The organism is Arthrobacter sp. 18067 (assembly GCF_902706295.1).
Taxonomy (GTDB): Bacteria; Actinomycetota; Actinomycetes; order Actinomycetales; family Micrococcaceae; genus Arthrobacter.
The window spans coordinates 38,344-60,831 of record NZ_CACSJJ010000001.1; the positions used below are offsets into that span (position 1 = coordinate 38,344).

A 22,488-nucleotide genomic window follows, 5' to 3' on the forward strand; every position below is an offset into this window, starting at 1 on the left:
AACTCCACCTCATTTACAGATCCCCTGCCCGGTGGGAATATAAGCCCCATAGTCCGCGGAGGCATCGCCCCGGCCACGCCTGGCGCCGTCAGCTGCAGCTATGTAGTCAGCTCTCCTCTGAGAGGAACGGCCATGGGTCGTCTGGGGACCGGGAACAGTGGGGATGCGGGTACCGAACCCGCTACTGATCTGCCACGCCACCGGGGCAGTGGCATCGAAAAAGTCGACGCAGTGGTAGTTGGTTCAGGCTTCGGCGGTTCGGTGGCTGCACTTCGCCTGGCCGAAGCCGGGCAGTCCGTTGTGCTCATGGAACGCGGCAAACCTTACCCTCCCGGCAGCTTCGCGCGCTCGCCGTCCGAGATGGGCAGGAACTTCTGGGATCCGGACCGCGGCCTGTATGGGCTCTTTGACGCCTGGACGTTCCGTGGCACTGAGGGTCTGGTGTCCAGCGGACTGGGCGGCGGCTCACTCATTTACGCCAATGTACTGCTGCGAAAAGACGAAAAGTGGTTCGTCAACGAGTCGCCCATTCCCGGCGGTGGCTACGAGAACTGGCCTTTCACCCGGGCAGACCTCGACCCCTACTACGATGCCGCCGAGGCCATGCTCCTGCCTGTCCCCTACCCGTACAGGGACACGGCCAAAACCGTGGCCATGGAAAAATCAGCGGCGAACCTGGGCCTCTCCATCACCCGCCCGCCCATTGCCATCACGTTCTCCACGGGACCGGACGCGGAACCGCGGACCAACCATGCGCTGCCGCTGCCCGGCTACGGCAGCATCCATGGCCCCAACACTTTGCGGACTACGTGCACGCTCAGCGGTGAATGCGACATCGGGTGCAACGCCGGCGCCAAGAACACCTTGGACCACAACTATGTCTCAGCCGCGGCATTCAAGGGCGCCGATGTGCGCACCTTCCATGATGTCCGCGGCATCCGGCCGCTGGATTCCGGAACGCCGGGCAGCGGTTACGAGGTCCGGTACGTTGTGCACAATCCGGACCACCGCGGCGAACTCCTCACAGAGCGCATCATCCATTGCCGCAGGCTCATCCTGGGCGCAGGTACGTTCGGCACCAACTTCCTGCTGCTCCGCAACCGCGGCTCCCTCCCGGCACTCAGCGACGCCCTGGGCACCCGTTTCAGCGGTAACGGCGACCTTTTGACGTTTATCATGGGCGCCAAGACGCCCCCTGCCAATGGCTCGCGTCCCGGCATCCGAACGCTGGCCGGGAGTCGAGGACCGGTGATCACCACAGCGATCCGGGTTCCGGATTCGAACGACGACGACGGCGATGGTCCCGGCTACTACGTGGAGGACGCCGGGTATCCGGCCTTCATGAACTGGCTCATCGAAACCGCCCAGCTGGGCACCACCATCAAACGCACCGCCAAGGTCGCGGGGCAACTGTTCAAGGACAGGCTGTTCGACGCCGGCCGATCCAACGTCTCGGCCGACCTCGCCGCAGCCCTGGGTGATGGCCGCCTGTCGTCCAGTTCGGTGCCTTTGCTCGGCATGGGCAGGGACATTCCCGACGGCGTCATGACCCTTCGCGACGGACGACTCGCCGTCGCCTGGACCATGGCCACCTCCAAGGAGTACTTCGGCCGCGTCCGCGAAACCATGGAGTCGATTTCCAAGGACCTCGACGGCGACTTCATTGACAACCCGCTCTGGTGGGCCAAGCGAGTCATCACCGTCCACCCCATCGGGGGCGCGCCGTCCGGCCGGCATGCCGGGGAAGCAGTCTGCGATTCCTACGGCGAGGTGTTCGGATACCCGGGGCTGTACGTGGTTGATGGAGCCGCGATGCCAGGTCCCGTGGGCGCCAACCCGTCATTGACCATCGCCGCGTTCGCGGAGCGTACCTGCGCCCACATCATCGAGGATGCGGACCACACGATCCACCGGGGCATCAGTCCCGCAGATGCGGCGGGCTCCGGTGAGTCCAGCGCAAGGGCCACCGTTGAACGCGAGGCGGCTGGCGCCGTCGTCGACGTCTGGGCGTCCGCTCCGCGCGCTTTGGCGCCGGACGCTACCAAGGGCAAGGCCGCACCTGAGGAACAGCCTGCGAGCGCCGTGTCTGAAATGCCCGAGGTGCGCAGCCGCGGCCTGGGCATGCCTGGCGCTCAAAGCAAGGATGCGACGTCCGTGCGGTTCACCGAACAGATGCACGGTTGGTTCAGTCCCGGAATCACAGACCCGGAAAAGGGACGGAGCCTGGGCCGGGACCGAAGCCGGAAGATCATGTTCGAGCTGACCATTATTGCCGAGGACATCGACGCGTTCGTTGCCGACCCGAACCACCCTGCCAAAACCGAGGGCTACGTCTTGGCGGACTACTTCGGCGGCCGGATGCCGGTGGAGCGTGGCTGGTTCAACCTGTTTGTCGAGGACACCTCCGACGACGGCGCACCAGCCAGGCGCATGCTGTACCGGTTGTGGCTGCGGGACCCAGGCGGAACGCCGTTCACGTTCACCGGTCACAAACTGATCCACAACGAGGCAGGTTTCGACCTCTGGGCGGACACCACCACCCTGTATGCGACCATCCTCCGGGGGCACGTTCCACCGGAGTCCGGACTTCCGGCCGTAGAAGAAGGCACCGGCCGTGAGGGGATCGTGGGCGCCGGCATCCTCTTCATCAGGCCTCTCGACTTCGCCAAGCAACTCACCACGTTCCGGGCCGAAGGCCCGGCCCCTGCTGCAGGATTGGTGGCTTTCGGGAAGTTGTTCGGGGGCGAACTCTGGCAGGTCTACGGTCGGGGGCTCAAACGTATCCCGTTCCCTTTCAAGCCGAAGCAATGAAAAGCTGGGAGCTCGCGAAACACCACGCCGTTCTGGGTTTCACACCCCAGGCGGCGGTTCGTTGGCTCTCACCCATGTCGCTGGCCAGAACTGCCCTGAAGGTCGCGGCGGCCACCGTGTTCGCCGACTTTGGCGATAAGCGTGAGCTTGAGGGCAGCTTCCCCTCCGATCCTCTGCGCTTGGATGACCTTCCAGTCCAGGGCCAGCCGGCGCAGCCCCCAGTCAGCAGCCGGGGGCTGCCCTCGCCTGCTGAGCTTCAGGAGGAGCGTGCGGCCGGTCCGGCAGCGACGGACATGTGGCTCGACTTCGCGGCCGACCTCGGCGACGGCTTCGACGCCACGTACACGGTGGCATCCCTGCTGGCCCAGGACACTCTGACCGTGGACGGACATGATCTCCCCCGCGGCAGGATCCTGGTGCTGGGAGGGGACGAGGTCTACCCAGTGGCTTCCCCGGCAGCCTATGAGAACCGGATGGCGGGCCCGTACCGGACGGCATTTCCAGCTGCGTTGCGGGGCCCGCTGAGCGCCCCAAAACTCCCGGATAGCACGCGAAGCGGGCCTCACAACCCACCACCCATCATGCTCGCGCTCCCCGGCAACCACGATTGGTACGACGGGCTCACCTCGTTCATCCGGATCTTCACCAGGCAACGGAGCATCGGGGGCTGGCGGACCATCCAGACGCGCAGCTACTTTGCCGTCCGGCTCACGGGTGCCCCTTCCGGGCAGGGCCGCAGCGGCACGCCCGGCTGGTGGCTGCTGGGCCTGGACAGCCAACTGGGCCAATACATCGACGAGCCGCAGCTGGATTACTTTTACCGGAACGTCACCTTGCAATTGCAGCCAGGTGACGCGATCATCCTCTGCGTGGCCGCTCCCTTCTGGGTTGACGCCGCTGATCCGGCCTTGAGTGAGTTCCGCCAGGCAAACTTCTTCGAACAGGACTACCTGCGCCGCCGTTTCGATCCGGAGACAGGCCTCTTCCAAGCCACCGGTGCCAGCGTACGGCTGTGGCTCACCGGCGACCTCCACCATTACGCCCGCTACGAGGACACGGACACCGGACCGGATTCAGGCAAAACCCAGATGATCACCTGCGGGCTGGGCGGCGCCTACCTCTCCGATACACACGGGCTCCCGGAGGAGATCGTCTTGCCTGCCCCGTCAGCGGCTCCGGGTGAGTCCTCCAGCGGCGCGCACACGGGGCCCAAGGTCGCAGCCCGAACCTTCACCCGCACGCCCACCACCTTCCCCGGCCAAGGAGACTCCCGCCTGCTCGGCCCACAGCTGGCCAACCCCTTCTCGCAGTTCTGGCTGCCCATCCGCAACCCCGGCTTCGGCCTATCGCTCGGCCTAGTGCACGTGGTGGCCGCCCTGACTCTGTGGACCGTCTTCAGCGCCTTCCGCGGCGAGTCGTTCGTGGACAGCCTGCGCAGCCTCACCCGCGGTAACACCTGGTTGCTGGTCGTCGTCCTGGTCCTTGCCCTTCCGCTGTTGCTGGCCGTCGCCTCCACGCTTGCCCGCTGGCTCGGAGTGGCCAAGGCGGGCATCGTCGTTTTTGCCCGGGGCGCGCTGTACCAACTGTCCGCGCTCGCGGTGAGTGCCGCCGTCGTGATCCTGGTTCCCTGGCCAAGAGGCTGGCCGGACTTCGTGATCTTGGTCCTGGCCCTGGCGCTGGTGCACCTGGGTGGCTGGGTGCTCGGCAGCGAGGCCTTTGCCCTGTACATCCTGGCGACGCCCAGCGGCGAGGTGTCCTCCTGGAGGATGTCCGGCCAGGCCATCGAGGACCACAAAGGCTTCCTCCGCATCCACCTCGCACCCGACGGCAGCCTCACCGTCTACCCCCTCATGGTGGACACAGTCTGCCGCGATTGGCAGCTGGCAGACAACGACGACGACGGCGCGCGCCTGGTGCCGGTTTCCGGTTTGCCTGCCGTGCGGCTTCTTGAAGAACCCATCACCATCACCATCGCACAGACCAGCACCACAGCACAGACCAGCACCACAGCACAGAAGGGAAGCACCCCATGATCATTACCCGTGCCGAGCACAGGACTGAGGTCATCCCCCTCCGTGCCCGGGACAACACACCGCTCAGCCTCGTCCATGTCACGTCGCCGGCTGAGGCCACAAAGGGTCCCGTGATACTGGTCCACGGCTCCGGCGTCAGGGCGGAGCTGTTCCGGCCCCCGGTCAGGACCACCATCGTCGACGTCCTCCTCGAAGACGGCTGGGACGTGTGGATGCTGAACTGGCGGGCTTCGATCGACCTCGATCCCCTGTCCTGGACGCTCGCCGACGCCGCCGTGTACGACCATCCTGCCGCCGTCGAGCACGTCCTGAACGCCACGGGCGCGGAGACCATGAAGGCCGTGATCCACTGCCAGGGGTCCACCTCTTTCACAATGTCCGCCGTGGCCGGACTCCTGCCGCAAGTGGACACCATCGTGTCCAATGCCGTGTCCCTGCACCCGGTGGTACCGGCGTTCTCCCGCCTCAAGATCGACTACCTGACCCCACTGGTCAAAGTCTTTACCCCGTACTTGTCACCAGCGTGGGGGTACAAGTCGCAGGGGTACTTCACCAGGGCCATCCGGGGCTTGGTCAAAGCCACGCACCATGAATGCGACAACACCGTCTGCAAGATGGTCAGCTTCACCTACGGCAGCGGCCGACCAGCCCTCTGGTCCCATGAAAACCTCGACGACGCCACCCACCAGTGGCTCAGCGGAGAGTTCGCTGAGGTACCCGTGACCTTCTTCGAAGAAATGGGCCGCAGCATCAAAGCAGGGCACATGGTGGCCGCCGGCGACCATCCGGAACTGCCGGACAATTTCGTTGCAGAGGCTCCTCAGACCGACGCGAGGTTCGCTTTCATCGCAGGCTTGGACAACCTGTGCTTCCTGCCCGAAAGCCAGCAACGCACCTTCGAGTTCTTCCAAAAGCACCGCCCCGGCAAGGACTCGCTCCACCTCATCCCCGGATACGGCCATTTGGACGTCTTCTTCGGCGACCACGCGTGGCAGGACACCTTCCCCGTCATTGTCGACGAACTCAACGGAATCCCAGCAATCAGCCCAGCCCAGGAGCCAACGCCATGAAAAACCTCACCGAGCTGGCCACGCCCTTGCTCAAGCTCCTCCCGTCGCCGGTTCCGCGGCGGCAGGAGCGGCTCCGCGGGCAGCATGCCTTCGCGGATGGGATCAAGTACGTCATGCCGGTCAATTCCGATGACTCTCCCGTACTGATGGCGGCCTTCCCCATCAACAAGAAGGCCGCGGCGGCTGCGCTCCCCGGTTCCGAGATGCGGCCGTTCAGTCTCGGCGGCAAGGGCTTACTGGTGGTGACGGTGGTCAACTACAAATCCACTGACATCGGGAAGTACATCGAATACTCCCTGGCCATCGCCATCACCCACGGCAGCCGGCCGGCCCCGCCCATCCTCCCGCTGATCTTCCAAAAGACCTTCAAACTGGGTCAGTTCGTGGTGGACCTGCCCGTGAGCTCCGAAGTCTCAGTCAAGGGAGGCAAAGGAATCTGGGGCATGCCCAAACACCAGGCGAACCTGGACTTCGTAGTCACGGACGCCTCGGTGTCCGCACAGTACGACAAGGACGGACAGTTGGGCTGCTACATCGAGATCGAACGGCCCGCAGCCCTCGGGCTGCCCCTCAAACTCGCTGCCTCCAACTACTGCGTCTTCCGGAACATGCTCTGGAAATCGGACATCTATTTCGAAGCCACCGGAGACATCGCCCTCGGGGCCCAAGCCAAGGCGCGGCTCATCCTCGGTGACGCGCCCGGCGTCGAGCCCTTGAAGAACCTGCAGGTAGAGAGCAAACCGGTGTTCACCGCCTGGTTGCCGCAAGCACATGGTGTCCTGGATGACCACTATGAAGCGTGGTTCCTCACTGCCCCCACCCAGCTCGAAGCCGTAGCCCTCCGCGGCGGAGACATGATGGACAGTGTCGTGGATTTGGGTCAAGGGCAGGAATGGCTGGCCCCGCCGGACCGCAGCCGGGTACAGGGCGGTGCCCAGTGAACTGGCTCCTCCTGATCAACGCCCTCTACTTCCTCTTCGGCGCAACCATGTACGTGGGCACCATGTGGGTGCTCAAGTTCTTCCTTTACCCCACGTGGGAATCATTGGCCCGTGACAACGTGGACATGCACTTCGGCATCCCCACCCGCGCGGCCACCAAGTTCTTCACCATCGTGGTGCCCATCATGTTCATCTCCGGCGGCATCCTCGTATGGTCCGAATGGGGCACCATCCGCGTCATGCCCGCCATCATTTGCCTGCTGGGAATCATCGTCCTGACCTGGGTGGGCCAGGGCATCATCATCCCCGTCAACGTCCGTATCCGCGGCGGCGATTTCGCAGATGACACCGAACTGCGCACCCTGCTCAAACGCTGGATGATGCTCAATGACATCCGCTTCTACGTTTCCACCCTCACGTGGGCCGCCATGGTGTGGCTGCTGGTGGACCGCGGCCGGCTGTTGGAGTCGTTCGCGTGACCGCGCACCAGCCCGCCCAGCCCGGGCATCCGGCACGAACACGGAAACCGCACCCTCCCGGCACCGTCGCATGGGCCCTCTCTGATCCACTTCGCGCAGTCCTCGCCGTTATTGCCATCATCACGGTGCTGACCGGTGCCATCCAAGTCCCGTTCGGTGGACCGGTCCTCCAACTGATCGGCGCCGAATCCACCCCTGAAACACGCCAGCTCTTCGGCACTGTGGGCATGTTCATGGTGGTCGTAGGCGGACTGCTCCTCCACACCCTGCTCAACACCGCGCCCTCCCCGGAAGTGGTGCTCTGGTCCGGCCTGCAGAAAACCGGCGCCTTCGGAGCCGTGGGCATCGGCGTCCTCAACGGCGTCTTCTCACCCCTGGCTCTGTTGGTCGCCTTCTTCGACCTCGCGACGGCGATACTCCTCTTCATCTATTGGCGCCGCATCAGTGCGGCACCAGCCAACCCCGGGCTGGCAGGATGAAGCGCACCGTGAAACGCTCACTGGTACTCGCCGGCGGCGGGATGCGCGTGGCATGGCAGGCAGGAGTGGTGAAGGCTCTCGCCGAGGAAGGCCTGGAATTCCAGCACGTGGACGGCACCTCCGGCGGAATCCTCACGGCCGGGATGCTCCTCTCAGGAGTGTCGCCTGAAGAGATGTGCAGCCGTTGGTCGGGGGTTGACGTCAAGGACTTCGGCTCGGCATTGCCCGTGGGCGACTATCTCAAGGGGCCGTGGTCCCTGCCCGCCATAGGCGATGCCGACGGCATCCTTGGCAAAGTCTTCCCAACCCTGGGCATCAACGACGCAACCATCCGCGCCCGCGCGGCCGAACCGGACGCCGTCGAAGGTTCCTTCAACGTAGTCGAGTTCACCGAAAAGCGCTGCCACGCAATCGACGCCACAGTCATTGACGCCGGGCTCATGGCGGCGGGCATGTCTCTGCCCATCTTCCTGACACCCCTGCGACGGGACGGGAAGATTTGGACCGACGCGGTCTGGGTCAGGGACGCCAACGTGGCCGAAGCCCTGCAGCGGGGTGCCGACGAAGTGTGGTTGGTCTGGTGCATCGGAAATACGCCGTACTGGGGCGATGGTCCGCTGGAACAATACGTGCACATGATCGAAATGAGCGCCATGGGGGCGCTCTTGGCGGATTTCGAGGCTGCCGCTGCTGCCGGGCGCGAGTTTGTGTTGCACGTGGTCCGGCCACGCCACCCGCTTCCCCTGGACCCGGAGTTCTACTTGGGCAGGATTGACGCCGACACCCTGATCGGTATGGGCTACCGGGATGCCCGCGCCTATCTGGACTCGATGACTGACGCCGGATTGGCCAAGGATGCGAACTGCACTGCGATGACTGAACCGGCGCCGGGAGTCCGCTTGAACGACACCCTCCGGGGCGACCTGGACGGCTCTCCCGCAACGTTCAAAGCCACAGTGGTCCTTCCGTCCGATCCCGGCGATGAAGCGCCGCAGCTCACCGGATACCTGGAGCACCCACGGTTCGGGCGGGCGTTCCTGGCAGGCGGGCGGGTAGAGGTAAACGGGGAGGACGTCACGTACCGTGCGCGGATAAGGCTCGACGGCGGGTGGCAAAGCGTCGCCGTGACGCGCACCTTGCGTGACGACCCTGGTCCGGATGCCTGGGCGGATTCGCGGCGTGCCCGGCTTGAAGTTGGTGGGCTGGTTGCCGACCTCAGCATGAGCCTGGCCGATGCCGCGGGGCTCCTGGCCTCCATTGAACCCGTGGGCGCCCACGGATTCGTGGACCGGGCGGCGGCAGTGGCCGGCTTCGCCGGGAACGGTTTCCGCGAGCTGCTCCGCCGATACTGAGGGTCACGGACGGCCGAATGTGACGCACGTTATTACCGGCTGGTAAACACCACGCTACGGATGCGCCAAAGATGGCAACAGCGGGGAAACACCCGCGAAAAACCGGCCCAATACGCTGATGATCAACAGCAGGTCATATGAGCGAAAGGGCCAAACATGTCCGCCACCCCGTCCGCATCTTCCCTCCACATCGTCATCGCAGGCGCAGGCCCCGCCGCCCAGGCTTTGGTGCGGCGACTTGCCGGAAGGTCCGACTCCCGGCAACTCGCGTTCGACGGAACCATCACCGTGCTAAGCAACCGTGACGAGTGCCCGGACGCCCTGCTTGAACTCGCTGAACTCCCCCAGGTCTCGATCCGCTTCGGCCAGGCGGCCAGCTTCATCGACGCCGACGCAAAGATTGTCACCACTGTGGACGGCATGGAGTTCGCCTACGACCAGCTGGTCATCGCAACAGGCTCCGCGCCGGTCCTGCCCCCGGTGGCGGGCGCCGAATCCAGCCTGAGCTACTCCACCATCGACGACGCCGCGAACATCGGCGAAGCAGTCAAGGACGTCACCCGGATCGTAGGCCGACGTCCTTTGGGGATCCTCGTAGGCAACGGGCCTGCTGCTGGCCAGGCAGAGGCCGTACTGCGGGCACGCGGGGTCCGTCCCGTCCGCACCACCCTCCGCCCCGCCGCCGTCGTAGCGTCCACTGCTGGTTCCCCGCTCCCGGCAACCGGCATCCTCTTCGAGGATGGCAGCAGCATGAATGGAGACCTCGTGGTCATCGCCGAGGAACGCACTGCACGCAACGACCTCGCCGAGAGCGCCGGCCTCCTGGTAGCGTTCGACGGCGGCATTGCGGTGGGGCGCGACCTCGCCACCTCCGTTCCGGGCATCTGGGCGATCGGCGACGCCGCTTCCTGCGACGGACTCCGCCTTGGTTTGCTTCTCTCCGCCGAGTCTTCGGCGATGCTGTGCGCTTCCGGCATGCTCCTGGGTGCGCCGGGCGTCGCTGATCACCAAGCTCCATTGGCCGCTTGATCCTTTCGGGCTGCGAGTCTCAGTCCTCATCGAACAACTGCGGGTGACTTGTCCGGGTACCGCTTCCGACGGCTATTCCGGTGGGATAGCGGTGAACTCTCCGAAGCCGTGGTGCTCGAAACTGTCGGAGTCGCAGAGGCTTCCGCCATCACCCCCTGAGTCGTCACCGCGGAAGTACCAGAGCCCCGGCCATGACCCGGTAAGGCCGGGGCTTTCGACCGGTAACGGTGTCCCGTGGGCGTGGTGATCTCCTGAGTGTGAAGGTCCCCGGGCGTGGTTTTGGTGGTCCAGCCGGGGTTTTCTTTGGTGTGGTTGCAGGCTTCGCAGAGTCCGGCGCCGTTGTCCACACACGTGGTGCCGCCGGAATGCCAGGGCACGATGTGGTCGATGTGCCGGATGGGCGCGTCGCAATATGGGGTGCGGCAGGTGTCATCACGGGTTTCGATGAAACGCCTGAGCCGCGGCGGGAACAGCCTTGCTTTGGAGTCCATGGTCAGGAGTTCGCCGGTGGCCGGTGCGGTGTAGAGCCGGCGCAGCCACACGGTTAGTTCTGGGTCCTCTGTCAGCTCTGGATCCTGTCTTGGTGCGGGGTCTTGCTCGGACCGCGCCCCGCCTCCGGCGCCAACCAGTGCCCTGGCCCATTCTCCGGGGACGATTCCGTATCCCTGGAGCCGGGCGGGTTCGCTGTCTCCTTGGAAGAGGGTTCGGTCGGTCATGACGAGCTGGAGGTCGATTCCGCTGATCCCGCCGCGCCTGCCGGTGATGCGCTCGACGAGGGTATCTGCCATGAGCTGGCCCCGGATCCGGGGGTCCCCGGCCGAACAGGCAGAGTCAGCAGCACGGGTCAGAGCGGCGTACGCTGCCACACCCTGGGCCACTGGCAGGAGCGCGGTCAGGTAGGTCATGGCATCCGGCGCGGGACGCAGGCTCACTGTCCGTTCCGTGGCAGCGTGGCTGGCTCGTTGGGCAACGGAACGCGGATCACGCCGGTACGCCGCAGCCTTGACCGCTGCGATGATCGCCCGGTCGCCCTTCCCCTCGAACGTGCCGGTGTCGGCGGCGAGCTCCTCGTCCACGGCACACCGGTCCTCCACAGACAGGCATGCTGTTTCCTTGACGAGCAGCGTGGCCCGCCATTCATTCAACTGCCCCGATTCCAGCGCCGCCATGGTGTGCGGCATCTCCACCACCAGCGCCTTCGCCAACCCCAGGAGACGGGACCCCCGGTTCGGGGACTCCCGCCGGGCCAACGCGATCTGCGCCCCCACACCCTGGCCCCGCTCGGACGCGGGGACGCCGGCCTCGGCTTGTTCCTGCCGCTGGGCCAGGTCAAAGGCCACCGCAGCACGGGCCTGCAACCCCACGATGACTGACTTCAGGTCTTCCAACCCGCGGATCTGGTCGATCAACTCCCGGCCACCGGCACCGAGGCGGAGGGAACGCAGGGCGGCCAAAACATCCCCCAGCGACGCTCCAACCGCCAGTGTGACCGTAGTGGCCGCTGTGGCCGCCTGCACTCTCCGATTCCGTTCCATGCCCCAACTCTTCCAGCCGGCCCCAACCATCATCAGGCCTGACTTTGCCTATGTGGACAAAGCCCCGAAAGCCCTCAGCCCATATGGCAAGATGGTCCTTTGACGGGCAGTGACAACCCTGCGGCCACCGGGCCGGCCACGCCCAGCACGGAAGGATCCCATGAGCAACCAAGCCGTCGCCCCTGCGAACATCGCCTCCTACATCGACCACACCCTGTTGAAGCCGGAGGCCAGTGAGGCTGACGTCCTCAAGGTGTGCGCCGAGGCCATCGAATACCAGTTCAAGTCAGTGTGCGTGAACCCGGTCTGGGTCAAGACCGTCACCAAGGCCCTCAAAGGTTCCGGTGTGCTGACGTGCTCGGTGATCGGCTTCCCCCTGGGTGCCACGCCCAGCGACGTCAAGTCCTTCGAAGCACGCGGAGCCGTGCTTGATGGTGCGGACGAGATCGACATGGTGATCAACATGGCTTCCGCCCGCGCCAACGACAAAGGTGCGCTGGTGGACGACATCAAGGCCGTGGCCGAGACAGTCCACGCCGGTGAGGCCATCCTGAAGGTCATCATCGAGACGTCAATGTTGAACGATGAGCAGAAGGTCATCGCGTGCCAGGCAGCCGTGGAAGCAGGGGCGGACTTCGTTAAGACGTCCACCGGATTCAACGGCGGCGGCGCCACGGCAGAAGACGTTGCCTTGATGCGCAAGACCGTTGGACCGGACTTGGGCGTGAAGGCCTCCGGTGGAGTGCGTTCCCTGGCCGATGCACAGGCTATGATTGCTGCTGGTGCAACACGTATCGGAGCGAGTTCCGGAATTGCCATCGTCAAGGGTGAACAAGGTTCATCTGCCTACTGAGGCTTCCGCAACCGCCAGAGATTTTTGAGCCCCGCGGGGCCGAGGAGGAACGAATGTCCAAGAACGCAACAAGCGCCCCCATTGAACGTGAGAACAACCTGGGCACAAGCATTGTGCTGTTCGTGGTCATGATCGTGCTCTTCCTGGGCGCCATCTATTCGCTGTCCTTCCTGAGCCTCGAGAACCCGTGGCCGATGGCCGTCTGCCTGGGCCTGTTCGCTCTGGCTTTCTGGATCCCGCAGACCATTCTTGGCCGCTCAGATTCCGCGGGCGAAAGCTAAATCCTTCACATGTCGGGAAACGGTTCAGGCTGCCGCCTGGGCCGTTTCCTTTTAACCCGCATTAACCCGCCGGAAACCCGCGCAGGATAGGGTGTTGCCATGAAATCGGCGGTCCCCAAGGTTGCGTTGCTGGTTGTGGCATTGGCCGCGGCAGGCCTCGGCGTGGCCGTCGTCGCGGCGAAACCCGGCGCCGTCGACGCGAAACCGTCGTACTGCAGTGCTCCAGGCAGCCAAGCCACCCAAGTGAAGAAGTTCACAGTCAACGGCTACCTGGACCCGGAGGACACCTCCAAGTCCCTCCAGCAACTCATCGACGCCGCTTCCAAGGACGGTGGCGGCATCGTAGAACTGCCTGAGGGAACGTTCACGCTGGGGCGTCCGCTGGTCATCAAGAGCAACGTGGCGCTCAAGGGAACCGGGCAAGCCACCGTGCTGAAAGCGGGGCCGGGGTTCCTGAAAACCAAAGGACCCTTCGGCGGGCACCCGCTCATCACCACCAACGGAGCGCAGAACGTCACCATCTCCCACCTCACTGCCGATCAAAGCGGCGAGGAATTGGACGGCAACACCTCAGAGCGGCTCACTGAATACCTGGTGGACGTGCGTCACACCACCAATGCGTTGGTGGAAGATGTCCGGACCCGGAACCCCTTTACCTACTCCATCGCGGTGGTCGCCAGCAGCAACTTCTGCATCCGCAACAATGACACCCTGGTGACAAGCAACGGCACATACGATCAATTGGACGGCATCCACGTCACCGACTCACACGGCGGCGTGGTGGAGGGCAACACTGTCGACCAACGCCAGGGAGACGACGGCGACGACGGCCTCGTGGCGCAAACCATTGGAGCCTCGGTCTACGACGTCACCTACCGGAACAACAAGGTCCGCGGCGGATCGCACGGTTCCGGAATGCAGTTGGCGGTGGGAAAGCACGAGATCTACAACATCACGGTGGAGGACAACCGCTTCTGGGAATCCCCCAACGGCGTCAAGATCGGGTACTACGACGGCAACGCCGCTGTTCATGACGTCGTGGTCAAGAACAACTCCGTCGTTGATACGCCGGGACCGTGGCTGGATTTCCAAGGCGATCTGAGGAACATCACTGTGACGGACAACGTCTTCTGCCAGAGCGGGGCCATGAAGCTTGGCGATGCTCCCGGCAATGTTGTGTCGAACAACCGGGAAGGCTGCTGACCACAGCCGGCCAGTCAGCTACTCAAAAAGCCGGAACGAAGTAGGTCTCCGCCTTTACCGGGATATCGCCACTGGGAAAAAGTGCATCCGCCTGGGTACCGTATTGCCGGATCCTGGGCGGCTTATTGGCAAGGCCCTGATCCCAGCTCCACGGGACGTAGCCCAGCTGTGCCAAGCGCCGCGCGTCCGGTCCGGCCTCGAGGTCATAAGGGAAATCCGAGTACAGCACCAGGTTCTCCGGATGGGCAATGCCGGCTTCCCGGGTGATGAGGTGGTCCACGTGCTTGCCTACTCCCACGGGGCAGAACAGCAGCTCGGCCCCGGTCAGCCCCATTAGCGCAGCCACGTCGGTGCGGAGTTGCCCGATGAGTCCCTGGTCTCCCCTGGCGATCCGTCCCAGCGCGATGTCGAATCTGTAGGTGGGATATCGGTGCGTCATTTCCGGAAGAAGCCTGTCCCAAGCCGTGCTGCCAAACCGGGGGGTCCGGCGTCGGCGGAACAAAGCGTCCACCGCTCCCATGTGGATCGATTGGACACCCATGTCCTCCAGCACTGACCTGTCTTCGGCTTGGCGGGCGGCAAACAAATGCCCGGCATCCTTGACCGCGCATTGGCTCATGAAGGACTTCGCGGCCCGCGTGTGCGGCCCCGGCGAAGCTTCAGTGAACAAGGTTGCCACAATCACTTCGCGGCCTTGGGCCTGGGCCTCGATCAGCGCACCGCAGGACAGGACGGCGTCGTCCAGGTGCGGCGAAAGGAAAAGCCACGGCGCATCCCCTGACAAGGATCGATCGATTCTGGATTGCTGGGGCAAGGCGGTACCTTTCTAACGGACGATTTGCGGCAGCGTCGCGGAGCCTTCAACCCGGGCTTCAACAGAGGTGGGAACAGATAGCGCGGCACGGTATGCCGCACCCTGCAGCGTTGCCAACCGGTCCCAGTTGTAGCCGGCCGCGAACGCCCGTCCCTGTGCACCGACGGACTCCAGGCCGGATTGGGAGTACCGCGCCTCAAGCTCCTTGGCGAGTGCGCCGACGTCGAACGCGTCCACCAGCCAGCCCGCACCGTTCGGGACAATCTCCCGAAGGCAAGGGATATCGAAGGCAATGACCGGCGTGCCTGTGGCCAATGCCTCGATGGCCACCAAGCCGAAGGTCTCCTGCCGGGAGGGGCACACCACCAGTCGTGCGTGGCTCAAGGCCTGGAACTTGGCATCCCCTGACAGCCAGCCGAGGAGCTCCACACGGTCCGAGAGCCCGGCGTCCGAGATCGCTGCGCGCAGTGTCGCTTCGTCCGGGCCGGTCCCTGCGATCAACAGCTTCCCGTCGATTCGCCGGCAGCACTGTGCCCAGGCTGCCAGCAGCAGGTCCAGGCCTTTGCCGGTGAACTCCAGCCGGCCAAGGCAAAGGATGTCCTGGCCAACCGTTGGCACAGGCTTCCAGGCAGCAGGGTCCACGCCGTTTCCGATCACATCCACGTGGATGTCCGGGTTCAGGGCCGTCAGGCGGTCCGAAATTCCCTGCGAGACGGCGATGGCCCGCCGATGACGCCGGACTCCGAACCGTTCCACCCAGTGCAAAGGAAGCTTGTATTGCCGCGCCTTGTCACGGGCATGCAGCCACTGAACCACGCCAATGGTGGGCCTTTTGGTCCACAGTGGGGCGGCCATGGTGGAGAACGGTGCGAAGAAGTCTTCCACCACAAGGTCGGCGGCGGCACGACGTTTGCGGGCTTCGAACGGCAAGCGGACAACGTACCCCAGCAGGCGGGTCAGGCGGGTGGTGCCCTGCCCGAAGCCGATCGGTACGTAGTGCACCCCGTCCTGAACCCGTTCCTGCCACCCCGGGTACCGCGTGGTCAGCACGGTGATCCGGAAACCGTCGGCCGCGAGGCGGCGATTGGTCTCGTGGGTCCTCACCGATCCCCCGCCGGCGCCGGGCATGCGGGGATCCTCAAAACCCAGATGCAGGATTCTCATGGGTTCACCGTTCCGTTTCGTAGGTTTTGGAGGGCGTGCCCGTGCCGTCGGCAGCTCCGGCGCTGAGTTCGGCAGGTGCCACAAACCACAGCGTGGTGGCACCGTTGGTGGGTCCCTCGGCACTGAACACGGGTGTTGCGTGCTCCTTGAGCCAGGTCAGCATCTCGGGCCTCGCGTAGCCGTAGCCTTGGCTTGTGGGGTGTGACTGCGTCAGGATATAACTTGCCCCGGCTCCCTGCATCAGGGGCGCAGACGGCCAAACACCAAACCGTGGATCGTCGGCAAAAGCGAACTCACCCGTGCTGTTGGTGACACTTACCCTGGCCTCCTGCGGGAGGTTGGTTTTCACCCAGTCCTTGACCTGGACAAAGCCGTTGTCAACCGTCAGTGCGGTCCGGGCACCCAGCACCACAGTCAAGGCCACGAAGCACAGACTGGCGACGGCCAGGAACGTCCGTCCCCGCACGTACCTCTCCCGGAGCTCAACCACCACAAGAACCGAACACAGCACCCCGGCGATCATGACGCCATACCCATACTGTTCCTCGAAGGTGCCAAACGCGGCACTGTAAGCCCCGGCAGCTCCCAAAGCGAGGCCGGCGAGGCCAACCAGCCGCCGGTCTGCCCGGTAACTGAAGCACAGCATCGCACCGGCCAAGGGGCACAGGGCCAGCAGGAGGTAGCTGGTGCCAAAGTGTCCACTCTGTTCGATCAGCCTGGTAACGATGTTCGGTGAACCTTCTGCGGTGAAGCCCGTACTCTTTTCCAGTCCCGAAGCCCGCAGCAGGCCGCTGGTCTTCGCATCGATCCAATCCGGCAAGTGGGCTTGCGAGGCCGCAACGGCCAGGTACGCCGCGTACGGCACGGCCGCTGCAAGAATCACGACGGCGGCCTGCCGCCATGGCAGGGTCCGCTTCCAGATCACGGCGACGACGACGGGACCAACTGTGCAGATGATGAAGAAGTCCTTGCACAAGACGGCGTATCCCAGCAGGAGTCCAGCCCCGATCAGCCGCAGGACAACAGGCAAGGTCAAGACAGCAGTGAGCCGCAGCTTCCCCACCGTTTGACGGGTGCCCGTCAACACAAGGAAGCCCGCGAGCACGAAGGCCATCGCTGCCGTCTCCAGGAACGCATGGCTGTTATTCCGCAGGATGAAGGGTTCGAAGGCCAGGACCACCGCGGTGAGCCATGCCGCCGTCGTGCTTGCAAGCTTTCTGACCAGAAGGAATCCCAAGCCAACGGTGATTGCTCCCAGGCCGGCGTTGAGCCAGCGGAGCTGCAGCACTACTTCCACGATGTCGCCGGAGATTCCAAAGAGCTTGATGGTTCCGGCCTCCAGCAGGAAGAAGCCCGGTGGGTGCAGGAAGAACGGGCCATCCGGAAGGGTAGGGACCTGGCCGGTCGTCAGCGACTCCCCCAGACGAACATAGAGCAACTCATCCACCCACACTTCAAAGCCGCGCTCCAAGCCAAAGGCCCGCACTCCAAAGGCAGCAGCGGACACGGCAACGAAGACTGCTGCCGGACTGGAAACCACCCGGACCATAGTTGCCGCAAAAGCGCTGCTGACGGGCTTTTGGGATGTGGACCTCCGGCCCCTCCGCGACCGTGCCGCGAACCGCCGTCGAATCGTCCCAATGCCCAGCGTCCGCGGCAACAGACCGCGCTGATGGGCCAGCACCGCTACGCCACTGATGGTCGCAAGGACCAGCCACACGAAGGGCTGAATTGCACTGGCCACGGCGAGGACCAGCAGCAGGGCGGCAGCGCCGGTCATGAAGCGTCCGGCACCCTTCACCGGACCAACGTCCGCGAGGACCGGCCATGAAATGAGCGTCATTACTACCGCTGCCAGGACAGCGCCGATCGCAGAGCCCATGGCCAGGCCACTGACCGCAGCAAGGTGCCACCCCAACCAGAGCCCTGCCATTACCAGGAGGCAGGCGCACGCCAAGCCGATTTGGCAGCGCCGGTATGCCCGCAGCGCGAGCAGGATCGTGGCCAGGACGGTGAGGACTGCGTAGCCCAACCCGGCGGCTGCAAGCCACGGCAGGAGTTCCAAGGAACCGTGGTATTTCTCCGGAATGATCAGGCCGGCAAAAACATGGGGGGCAGTGGCGATAATGGCAAACGCCACCACGGCGAGCTGGCTGAAGGAGGCGAAGGCGGCGGCGAGTACCTGGCGGACATCGGCGCCCTGGCGGCGGAGCAAAGGAAACGCCACCAACGCGGTGCCCGCCGCAACGTAGACCGGGCCCTTGGCAATAGTAGCCAGCGCCTGGAATCCTGCGGCGGCGGATCCTTCATCCAGGAACGCCACCACAACTACATCCACGCCAACCAGAACCGACACCACGCACAGGACGGACGCGATGTCACTGGTCTCAGCCCACCGCCATCGTTGCCGCAGGACACCCGGGCGCCACTGGAGGTCCCGGTAAAAGGACCAAGGAACAACCACGAGTGCCAGCGCGCCCACAGCGAATCCTAGGATCGCTCCCACAGCGCCCCAGGCAAGGACCACCACCAGGAGGCTGAACACCAGCCTCAGGAGCACTTCGCCGATGGTTGTCAGCGCGTACCACTTGAATCGCAGCTCACCCTGCAGCCAGCCCGACGGCGCCGCCATCAGGAAGATGGCCAGCGAACCCAGCGCTACAGCAGCGGCGAGTGCCGGCGTCGCGAAGGCCAGCGTCAGTGCGCCCGTTATCACCGCGGCAACGATGCCTGCAATGAGGGAGACGAACACCGAGAAGGCCATGCCGTCCTTGCGTCCATCCGAACCTGCCGGGTGGACGGCCACAAAGTGGGACAGGGGAAGGGGAACAAGGGCGGAAGCGACGATGCCCACGACACCCAGCAGCATCGCCCCGGCCGCGAACTGGGTGTAGTCCGCCGTGCCCAGCATGTTGGCCATGAGCAGTGTGCAGGCATAGCTGACTACCCCCACCAAACCAGCTGCTACGGAAAGGAAGCCACTGTTTTCAGCTACTTTGGCGCTGGCGTCGCCGCCCGTTTGCGATGCTGTTTCCGGCACACGGTCCGGTGTTGGTCCGGGTGGCCGTTCCGGCAGGTTCACTGAAGCGGCGTCTGCCTTCGTATCGAGCGCACGCAAAGTGTCAGTCATTTTTCCCCCTCGAATTCCCCCATGGACTGGTGTCCGCTACATGCCCTCAACGGCGTCTGCAGGTGTGAACGTGCTTCCAGGACCGGCCAGGAGCGTGCTCCGTCCCACGGCGCGGAGTTCGGCAGATACAACGCCAATGCGCCTCATGATGGCGAAGGCCTCGAATTCGTCCCTGCCCTTCATCATCACTGACACCCGCCCTTGGTTTTCGGACACCTCGTCGGTTGGCCGAAGGATGGCTTCCAGATTGGCGCCGGCAGGCATGTCAAAGTGCACCAGCGTGGACATGTCCGATGACGAAGCGCCGGCGTCGATGCCTTCACGACGGAAGGCTTTTTCTTCCATGAGTACCCCGGCGAGCAAGGCTGCGCTGCGGTCCCAGGTGAAGCAACGGGCCCAGTCCTGGCATCTGGCCGACATCGCGCCCGCCTCACGCTGTTCGGAGAGTGTCTCGAGGGCGGCCACCAACGCGGGACCGAACTCGGCGGCCGTGTCCACCAGCCACCCCGTACTCCCGTGAACCACCGAGTCCCGAATGCCTGGAACGCGCAGCGCCAGGCAGGGAACACCCCACGCGGCCGCCTCAATCACCGAGCAACCCCAGCCCTCCGAAGCTGATGTCGAAACGGTGAGCCACGCTCGGTTCAGCAGGCTGTTGCGGACGTGGTTGGGTTGGTAACCGTGGAATGTCACGATGTCATCGAGGCCCAGGTCCATGGCCAGTTGCTGCAAACGCGGCCGCTCGGGACCATCGCCCATTATTTCCAGGCGGAGTTTGGGTACGCTTGCCGCGGCAATGGCAAACTGGCCCAACAGCAGGTCCAGCCGTTTGTGCGGTACCAATCGACTGACGACGGCGACCGTCGGCTCGGGATCGCGGGGGCCAACGGTCTGTGGCACCTCGATGGTTCCGTTCGGAACCACGTGGATGGCACCGGGGAACCCAAGCTTGCGCAGCTCCAGCCGGGTGGATGGCGATACTGCCGCAATGGCCCGTCGTCCATAGACTGCCTTGGCCCCTGTGCTTTCGAGCAAGCGGCCCACGGCGGCCATCGGAGCCGAAAAGCGGGTTCGAAATTGTTCCTGGTGGACATGGTGAATCAATTGAACGATGGGCATTTCCCTAGGCAGGAACAGTGGCGAAAAGAACGGAATCCCGTTTTGGCAGTCAATAACGGCGTCAAACCGGCTGCGCGTGCGCACCATTCTGAGGGCTGCTTTGCCATAGAGGGACAACGGGCCGCCAGAACGGACCACCCGGATGCCATCAATGACGTCCTCGGCGGGCTGATGATCTTCACGGCCGGTGAACCACGTCACTTCGGCGCCGAAATCGACCCAACGACGCGAGATTTCATGCATATATTGTTCGGCTCCGCCGGCTTGTGAGTGCCTGATGTCACGCCAGTTCAGGACGAGGATCCGTTGACCGGCCAATTGCGCCGGGAGGTTGGCATTTCCCAAGGGTTCGGTCACGGCATCGCCTTTTGTAGTTGGAGAACTGAGGCAAAACTGGAAATTCCGTCCTTGAACGGCCGGAAAGTAGACGCTGCTACATCCGTCCAGGCAACGGGTAATTCAACAATCCGGGCCCCTTGGTGCTGGAGCCGGAGGAGCAGTTCAACGTCGAAAGCAAAGCCGGTGGTGCGGCACTGGACCATGGCTGCTGTCAGTGCGGCCCGTTCAAAAAACTTGAAGCCACACTGCGTATCCCAAATGCCTTTGACTTTCGATTTCGTCAGCACACGAAAGGCCGTTCCGCCCACCCGGCGCCCCAATTGTTGAGGTTGGACAAAGGTGGAACCTGGCGCGTGGCGGGAAGCAATGACCGCGGAGGCGCCCTCTTCCAAGTGGGCCATCGTCGGGATCAGTGTTTCAAGCGGTGTCGCCAGGTCAGCGTCAAAGAAGCCCGTGTACCTGGATGTTCCGCTGAGCAAGCCCCTGCTGACTGCCGCCCCTTTGCCGCGGCGAGAACACCCCACCACGGAAATAGGAATTTCGCTTCCTTTGTCGCGGGATATCCTGCGGACTACGGCGCCCGTTTCATCTACGCTGCCGTTGTCCACCACCACAATGCGGGACGACCACGGCTGCCCGGCCAGGAAATCGACGGCTTGGATGAGCGTTCCAGGAATTCGGGCAGCCTCGTTATAGGCAGGAATAACAACTTCAAGATCTACCTGTGAACGGCGAAGCGAATCGGTCCCCTGCCGTGCCTGAAAACTCCCCCTGCTGCCTGTATGGATACTGTGCGAGTGGAGCAGATCCATCTGAACCTCCATTTAGTCAAACAATTTGACGTCGAGGTCCAAGCTATTAGGGGTTCTACGTGGAAGGCACGAGTAGTCACTACTCGAAATCTCAGGGAGTGGCCCTTGGTCCGGCGGCGGAGTACGCAGTTTTAGCAGCAACCCACTACTTGTAGGGGGTCATTTCAAATATTCCACCGATGTTACATATGCCTCACGGCAGGTGCGGCAATACTAAGCCTGCTGCACCCCTAAGGCAAGGGAAGAAAACCGCCCAAAGCGGCCAGAACTCCGGGCCAATGCTGCTGGGCAAGCGTCCAGGCCGGAGCAATCATTCCCACCATGGCATATCCACTGACAGGAATAAGGACCAGCCATTCACGCCGCGAACCAGCCCGCCCCAGCAACGGAATGGAGAAGGCGCCGTTTGCCCGCCAAATTCCGCTGATAAGGGATTTTCGCAGGAATTTTGGTGGCTTGATGACAATTGGCCATAAAAGCGGCACACCGCCGACGGTGATCATGTCACCAACGATGTGCACCACAACACCGGTCAGCATGGACAACGGCAACCAGCCCCACTGATCGGGTGCGAACCAAGTCACCAGTCCGGCCATCACCAAGGCGAAAAGCCAGTTAGTGATCCATCCGGACTTGGGAAACAAGTTCAAGGCCTTGGCGGCAAGGTTGATCATGAACATACACAGCAGCCCTGCACCCACGGAAAGCTTGCCCACCGGGGTTACCATCTGGAACTGTGCGGCCATGGCCGCGAGCACCACGAAGGCTGAGGCTCCCAGCAGAGAGTGCGTACCCTGCCTGTGCCCGCCGCTGGCCTTCTCGATTCCGACGGCGATCGCGTTCGACAGCGGCGGCAGCGAATTCGCGATCGTGCTGTGCCGATGGTCCCAGTCGCAGACCAAGGCAGTTCCCGCCGTCGCCATGGCTCCGATCAGGATGCCGGTGGAATCCAAGGGGTACCAGCCCAACGCATAGGGGCCGCTTGAGGCAATAGCTATCCACGCCGCGGCACCTGACGCGGCGTGATGTCCTCCCATCATTCGG

General features: G+C 63.9%; 18 protein-coding genes. 11 read left to right on the plus strand and 7 right to left on the minus strand.

What is annotated here, in order from left to right; genetic code table 11:
* The first annotated feature begins 132 nt into the window (after positions 1–132).
* The 8 genes from GVL04_RS00155 (at position 133) to GVL04_RS00190 (ending at position 10,194) form a co-directional block, all read left to right on the plus strand.
* Positions 133–2,811, plus strand: coding sequence for a GMC oxidoreductase (locus GVL04_RS00155; RefSeq protein WP_159697778.1), 2,679 nt, complete (start codon positions 133–135; stop codon positions 2,809–2,811).
* Positions 2,808–4,844 carry a hypothetical protein gene (locus GVL04_RS00160; protein ID WP_159697781.1) on the plus strand — a complete coding sequence of 679 codons (2,037 nt, stop codon included), beginning with the start codon at positions 2,808–2,810 and terminating at the stop codon, positions 4,842–4,844. Before GVL04_RS00155 ends, GVL04_RS00160 begins: the two co-directional genes overlap by 4 nt.
* Entirely contained in the window at positions 4,841–5,914 is a 1,074-nt protein-coding gene (locus GVL04_RS00165) for an alpha/beta fold hydrolase (protein ID WP_159697784.1), read from the plus strand. The genes GVL04_RS00160 and GVL04_RS00165 overlap by 4 nt, the downstream gene beginning before the upstream one ends.
* Positions 5,911–6,855, plus strand: coding sequence for an acetoacetate decarboxylase family protein (locus tag GVL04_RS00170; protein WP_159697787.1), 945 nt, complete (start codon positions 5,911–5,913; stop codon positions 6,853–6,855). Before GVL04_RS00165 ends, GVL04_RS00170 begins: the two co-directional genes overlap by 4 nt.
* Positions 6,852–7,334, plus strand: a complete 483-nt coding sequence (locus GVL04_RS00175; protein ID WP_159697790.1) for a hypothetical protein — start codon at positions 6,852–6,854, stop codon at positions 7,332–7,334. Before GVL04_RS00170 ends, GVL04_RS00175 begins: the two co-directional genes overlap by 4 nt.
* A complete protein-coding gene (locus tag GVL04_RS00180) occupies positions 7,331–7,813 on the plus strand; it encodes a hypothetical protein (RefSeq protein ID WP_235036096.1) in 483 nt (160 codons plus the stop codon). Before GVL04_RS00175 ends, GVL04_RS00180 begins: the two co-directional genes overlap by 4 nt.
* Before the next feature lie 8 nt (positions 7,814–7,821).
* Positions 7,822–9,165 (plus strand): patatin-like phospholipase family protein, encoded by a 1,344-nt coding sequence (locus tag GVL04_RS00185; RefSeq protein ID WP_159697793.1) that lies wholly within the window; start codon positions 7,822–7,824, stop codon positions 9,163–9,165.
* Between the two features lie 156 nt (positions 9,166–9,321).
* On the plus strand, positions 9,322–10,194 hold the full coding sequence (locus tag GVL04_RS00190; protein ID WP_159697796.1) for an FAD-dependent oxidoreductase: 873 nt from the start codon (positions 9,322–9,324) through the stop codon (positions 10,192–10,194).
* Positions 10,195–10,220: 26 nt separating this feature from the next.
* Here GVL04_RS00190 and GVL04_RS00195 read toward each other — a convergent pair whose 3' ends face one another.
* The gene (locus tag GVL04_RS00195) at positions 10,221–11,729 is read right to left on the minus strand and encodes an HNH endonuclease signature motif containing protein (RefSeq protein WP_159697799.1); all 1,509 of its coding nucleotides are present in this window, start codon (positions 11,727–11,729) and stop codon (positions 10,221–10,223) included.
* A 160-nt stretch (positions 11,730–11,889) separates the two neighbouring features.
* Here GVL04_RS00195 and deoC point away from each other — a divergent pair, with 160 nt between their 5' ends.
* From deoC to GVL04_RS00210, 3 genes are all read left to right on the plus strand, one after another.
* Positions 11,890–12,582 (plus strand): deoxyribose-phosphate aldolase, encoded by a 693-nt coding sequence (deoC, locus tag GVL04_RS00200; protein WP_159697802.1) that lies wholly within the window; start codon positions 11,890–11,892, stop codon positions 12,580–12,582.
* Positions 12,583–12,635: 53 nt separating this feature from the next.
* Entirely contained in the window at positions 12,636–12,863 is a 228-nt protein-coding gene (locus tag GVL04_RS00205; protein WP_090819661.1) for a hypothetical protein, read from the plus strand.
* Positions 12,864–12,962: 99 nt separating this feature from the next.
* Complete coding sequence (locus GVL04_RS00210; RefSeq protein ID WP_159697805.1) at positions 12,963–14,066, plus strand: right-handed parallel beta-helix repeat-containing protein; 1,104 nt, start codon at positions 12,963–12,965, stop codon at positions 14,064–14,066.
* A 22-nt stretch (positions 14,067–14,088) separates the two neighbouring features.
* Here the strand turns inward: GVL04_RS00210 and GVL04_RS00215 are convergent, their stop codons facing one another.
* The 6 genes from GVL04_RS00215 to GVL04_RS00240 form a co-directional block, all read right to left on the minus strand.
* Positions 14,089–14,880 (minus strand): PIG-L deacetylase family protein, encoded by a 792-nt coding sequence (locus GVL04_RS00215; protein ID WP_235036097.1) that lies wholly within the window; start codon positions 14,878–14,880, stop codon positions 14,089–14,091.
* Positions 14,881–14,892: 12 nt separating this feature from the next.
* On the minus strand, positions 14,893–16,044 hold the full coding sequence (locus GVL04_RS00220) for a glycosyltransferase family 4 protein (protein ID WP_235036098.1): 1,152 nt from the start codon (positions 16,042–16,044) through the stop codon (positions 14,893–14,895).
* 4 nt (positions 16,045–16,048) lie between these two features.
* Complete coding sequence (locus GVL04_RS00225) at positions 16,049–19,174, minus strand: oligosaccharide flippase family protein (protein ID WP_159697807.1); 3,126 nt, start codon at positions 19,172–19,174, stop codon at positions 16,049–16,051.
* 36 nt (positions 19,175–19,210) lie between these two features.
* Positions 19,211–20,650 carry a glycosyltransferase family 4 protein gene (locus GVL04_RS00230; RefSeq protein WP_159697810.1) on the minus strand — a complete coding sequence of 480 codons (1,440 nt, stop codon included), beginning with the start codon at positions 20,648–20,650 and terminating at the stop codon, positions 19,211–19,213.
* Positions 20,647–21,444 (minus strand): glycosyltransferase, encoded by a 798-nt coding sequence (locus tag GVL04_RS00235; protein WP_159697813.1) that lies wholly within the window; start codon positions 21,442–21,444, stop codon positions 20,647–20,649. Before GVL04_RS00235 ends, GVL04_RS00230 begins: the two co-directional genes overlap by 4 nt.
* 230 nt (positions 21,445–21,674) lie before the next feature.
* A complete protein-coding gene (locus GVL04_RS00240) occupies positions 21,675–22,484 on the minus strand; it encodes a metal-dependent hydrolase (protein WP_159697816.1) in 810 nt (269 codons plus the stop codon).
* Positions 22,485–22,488: the final 4 nt, after the last annotated feature.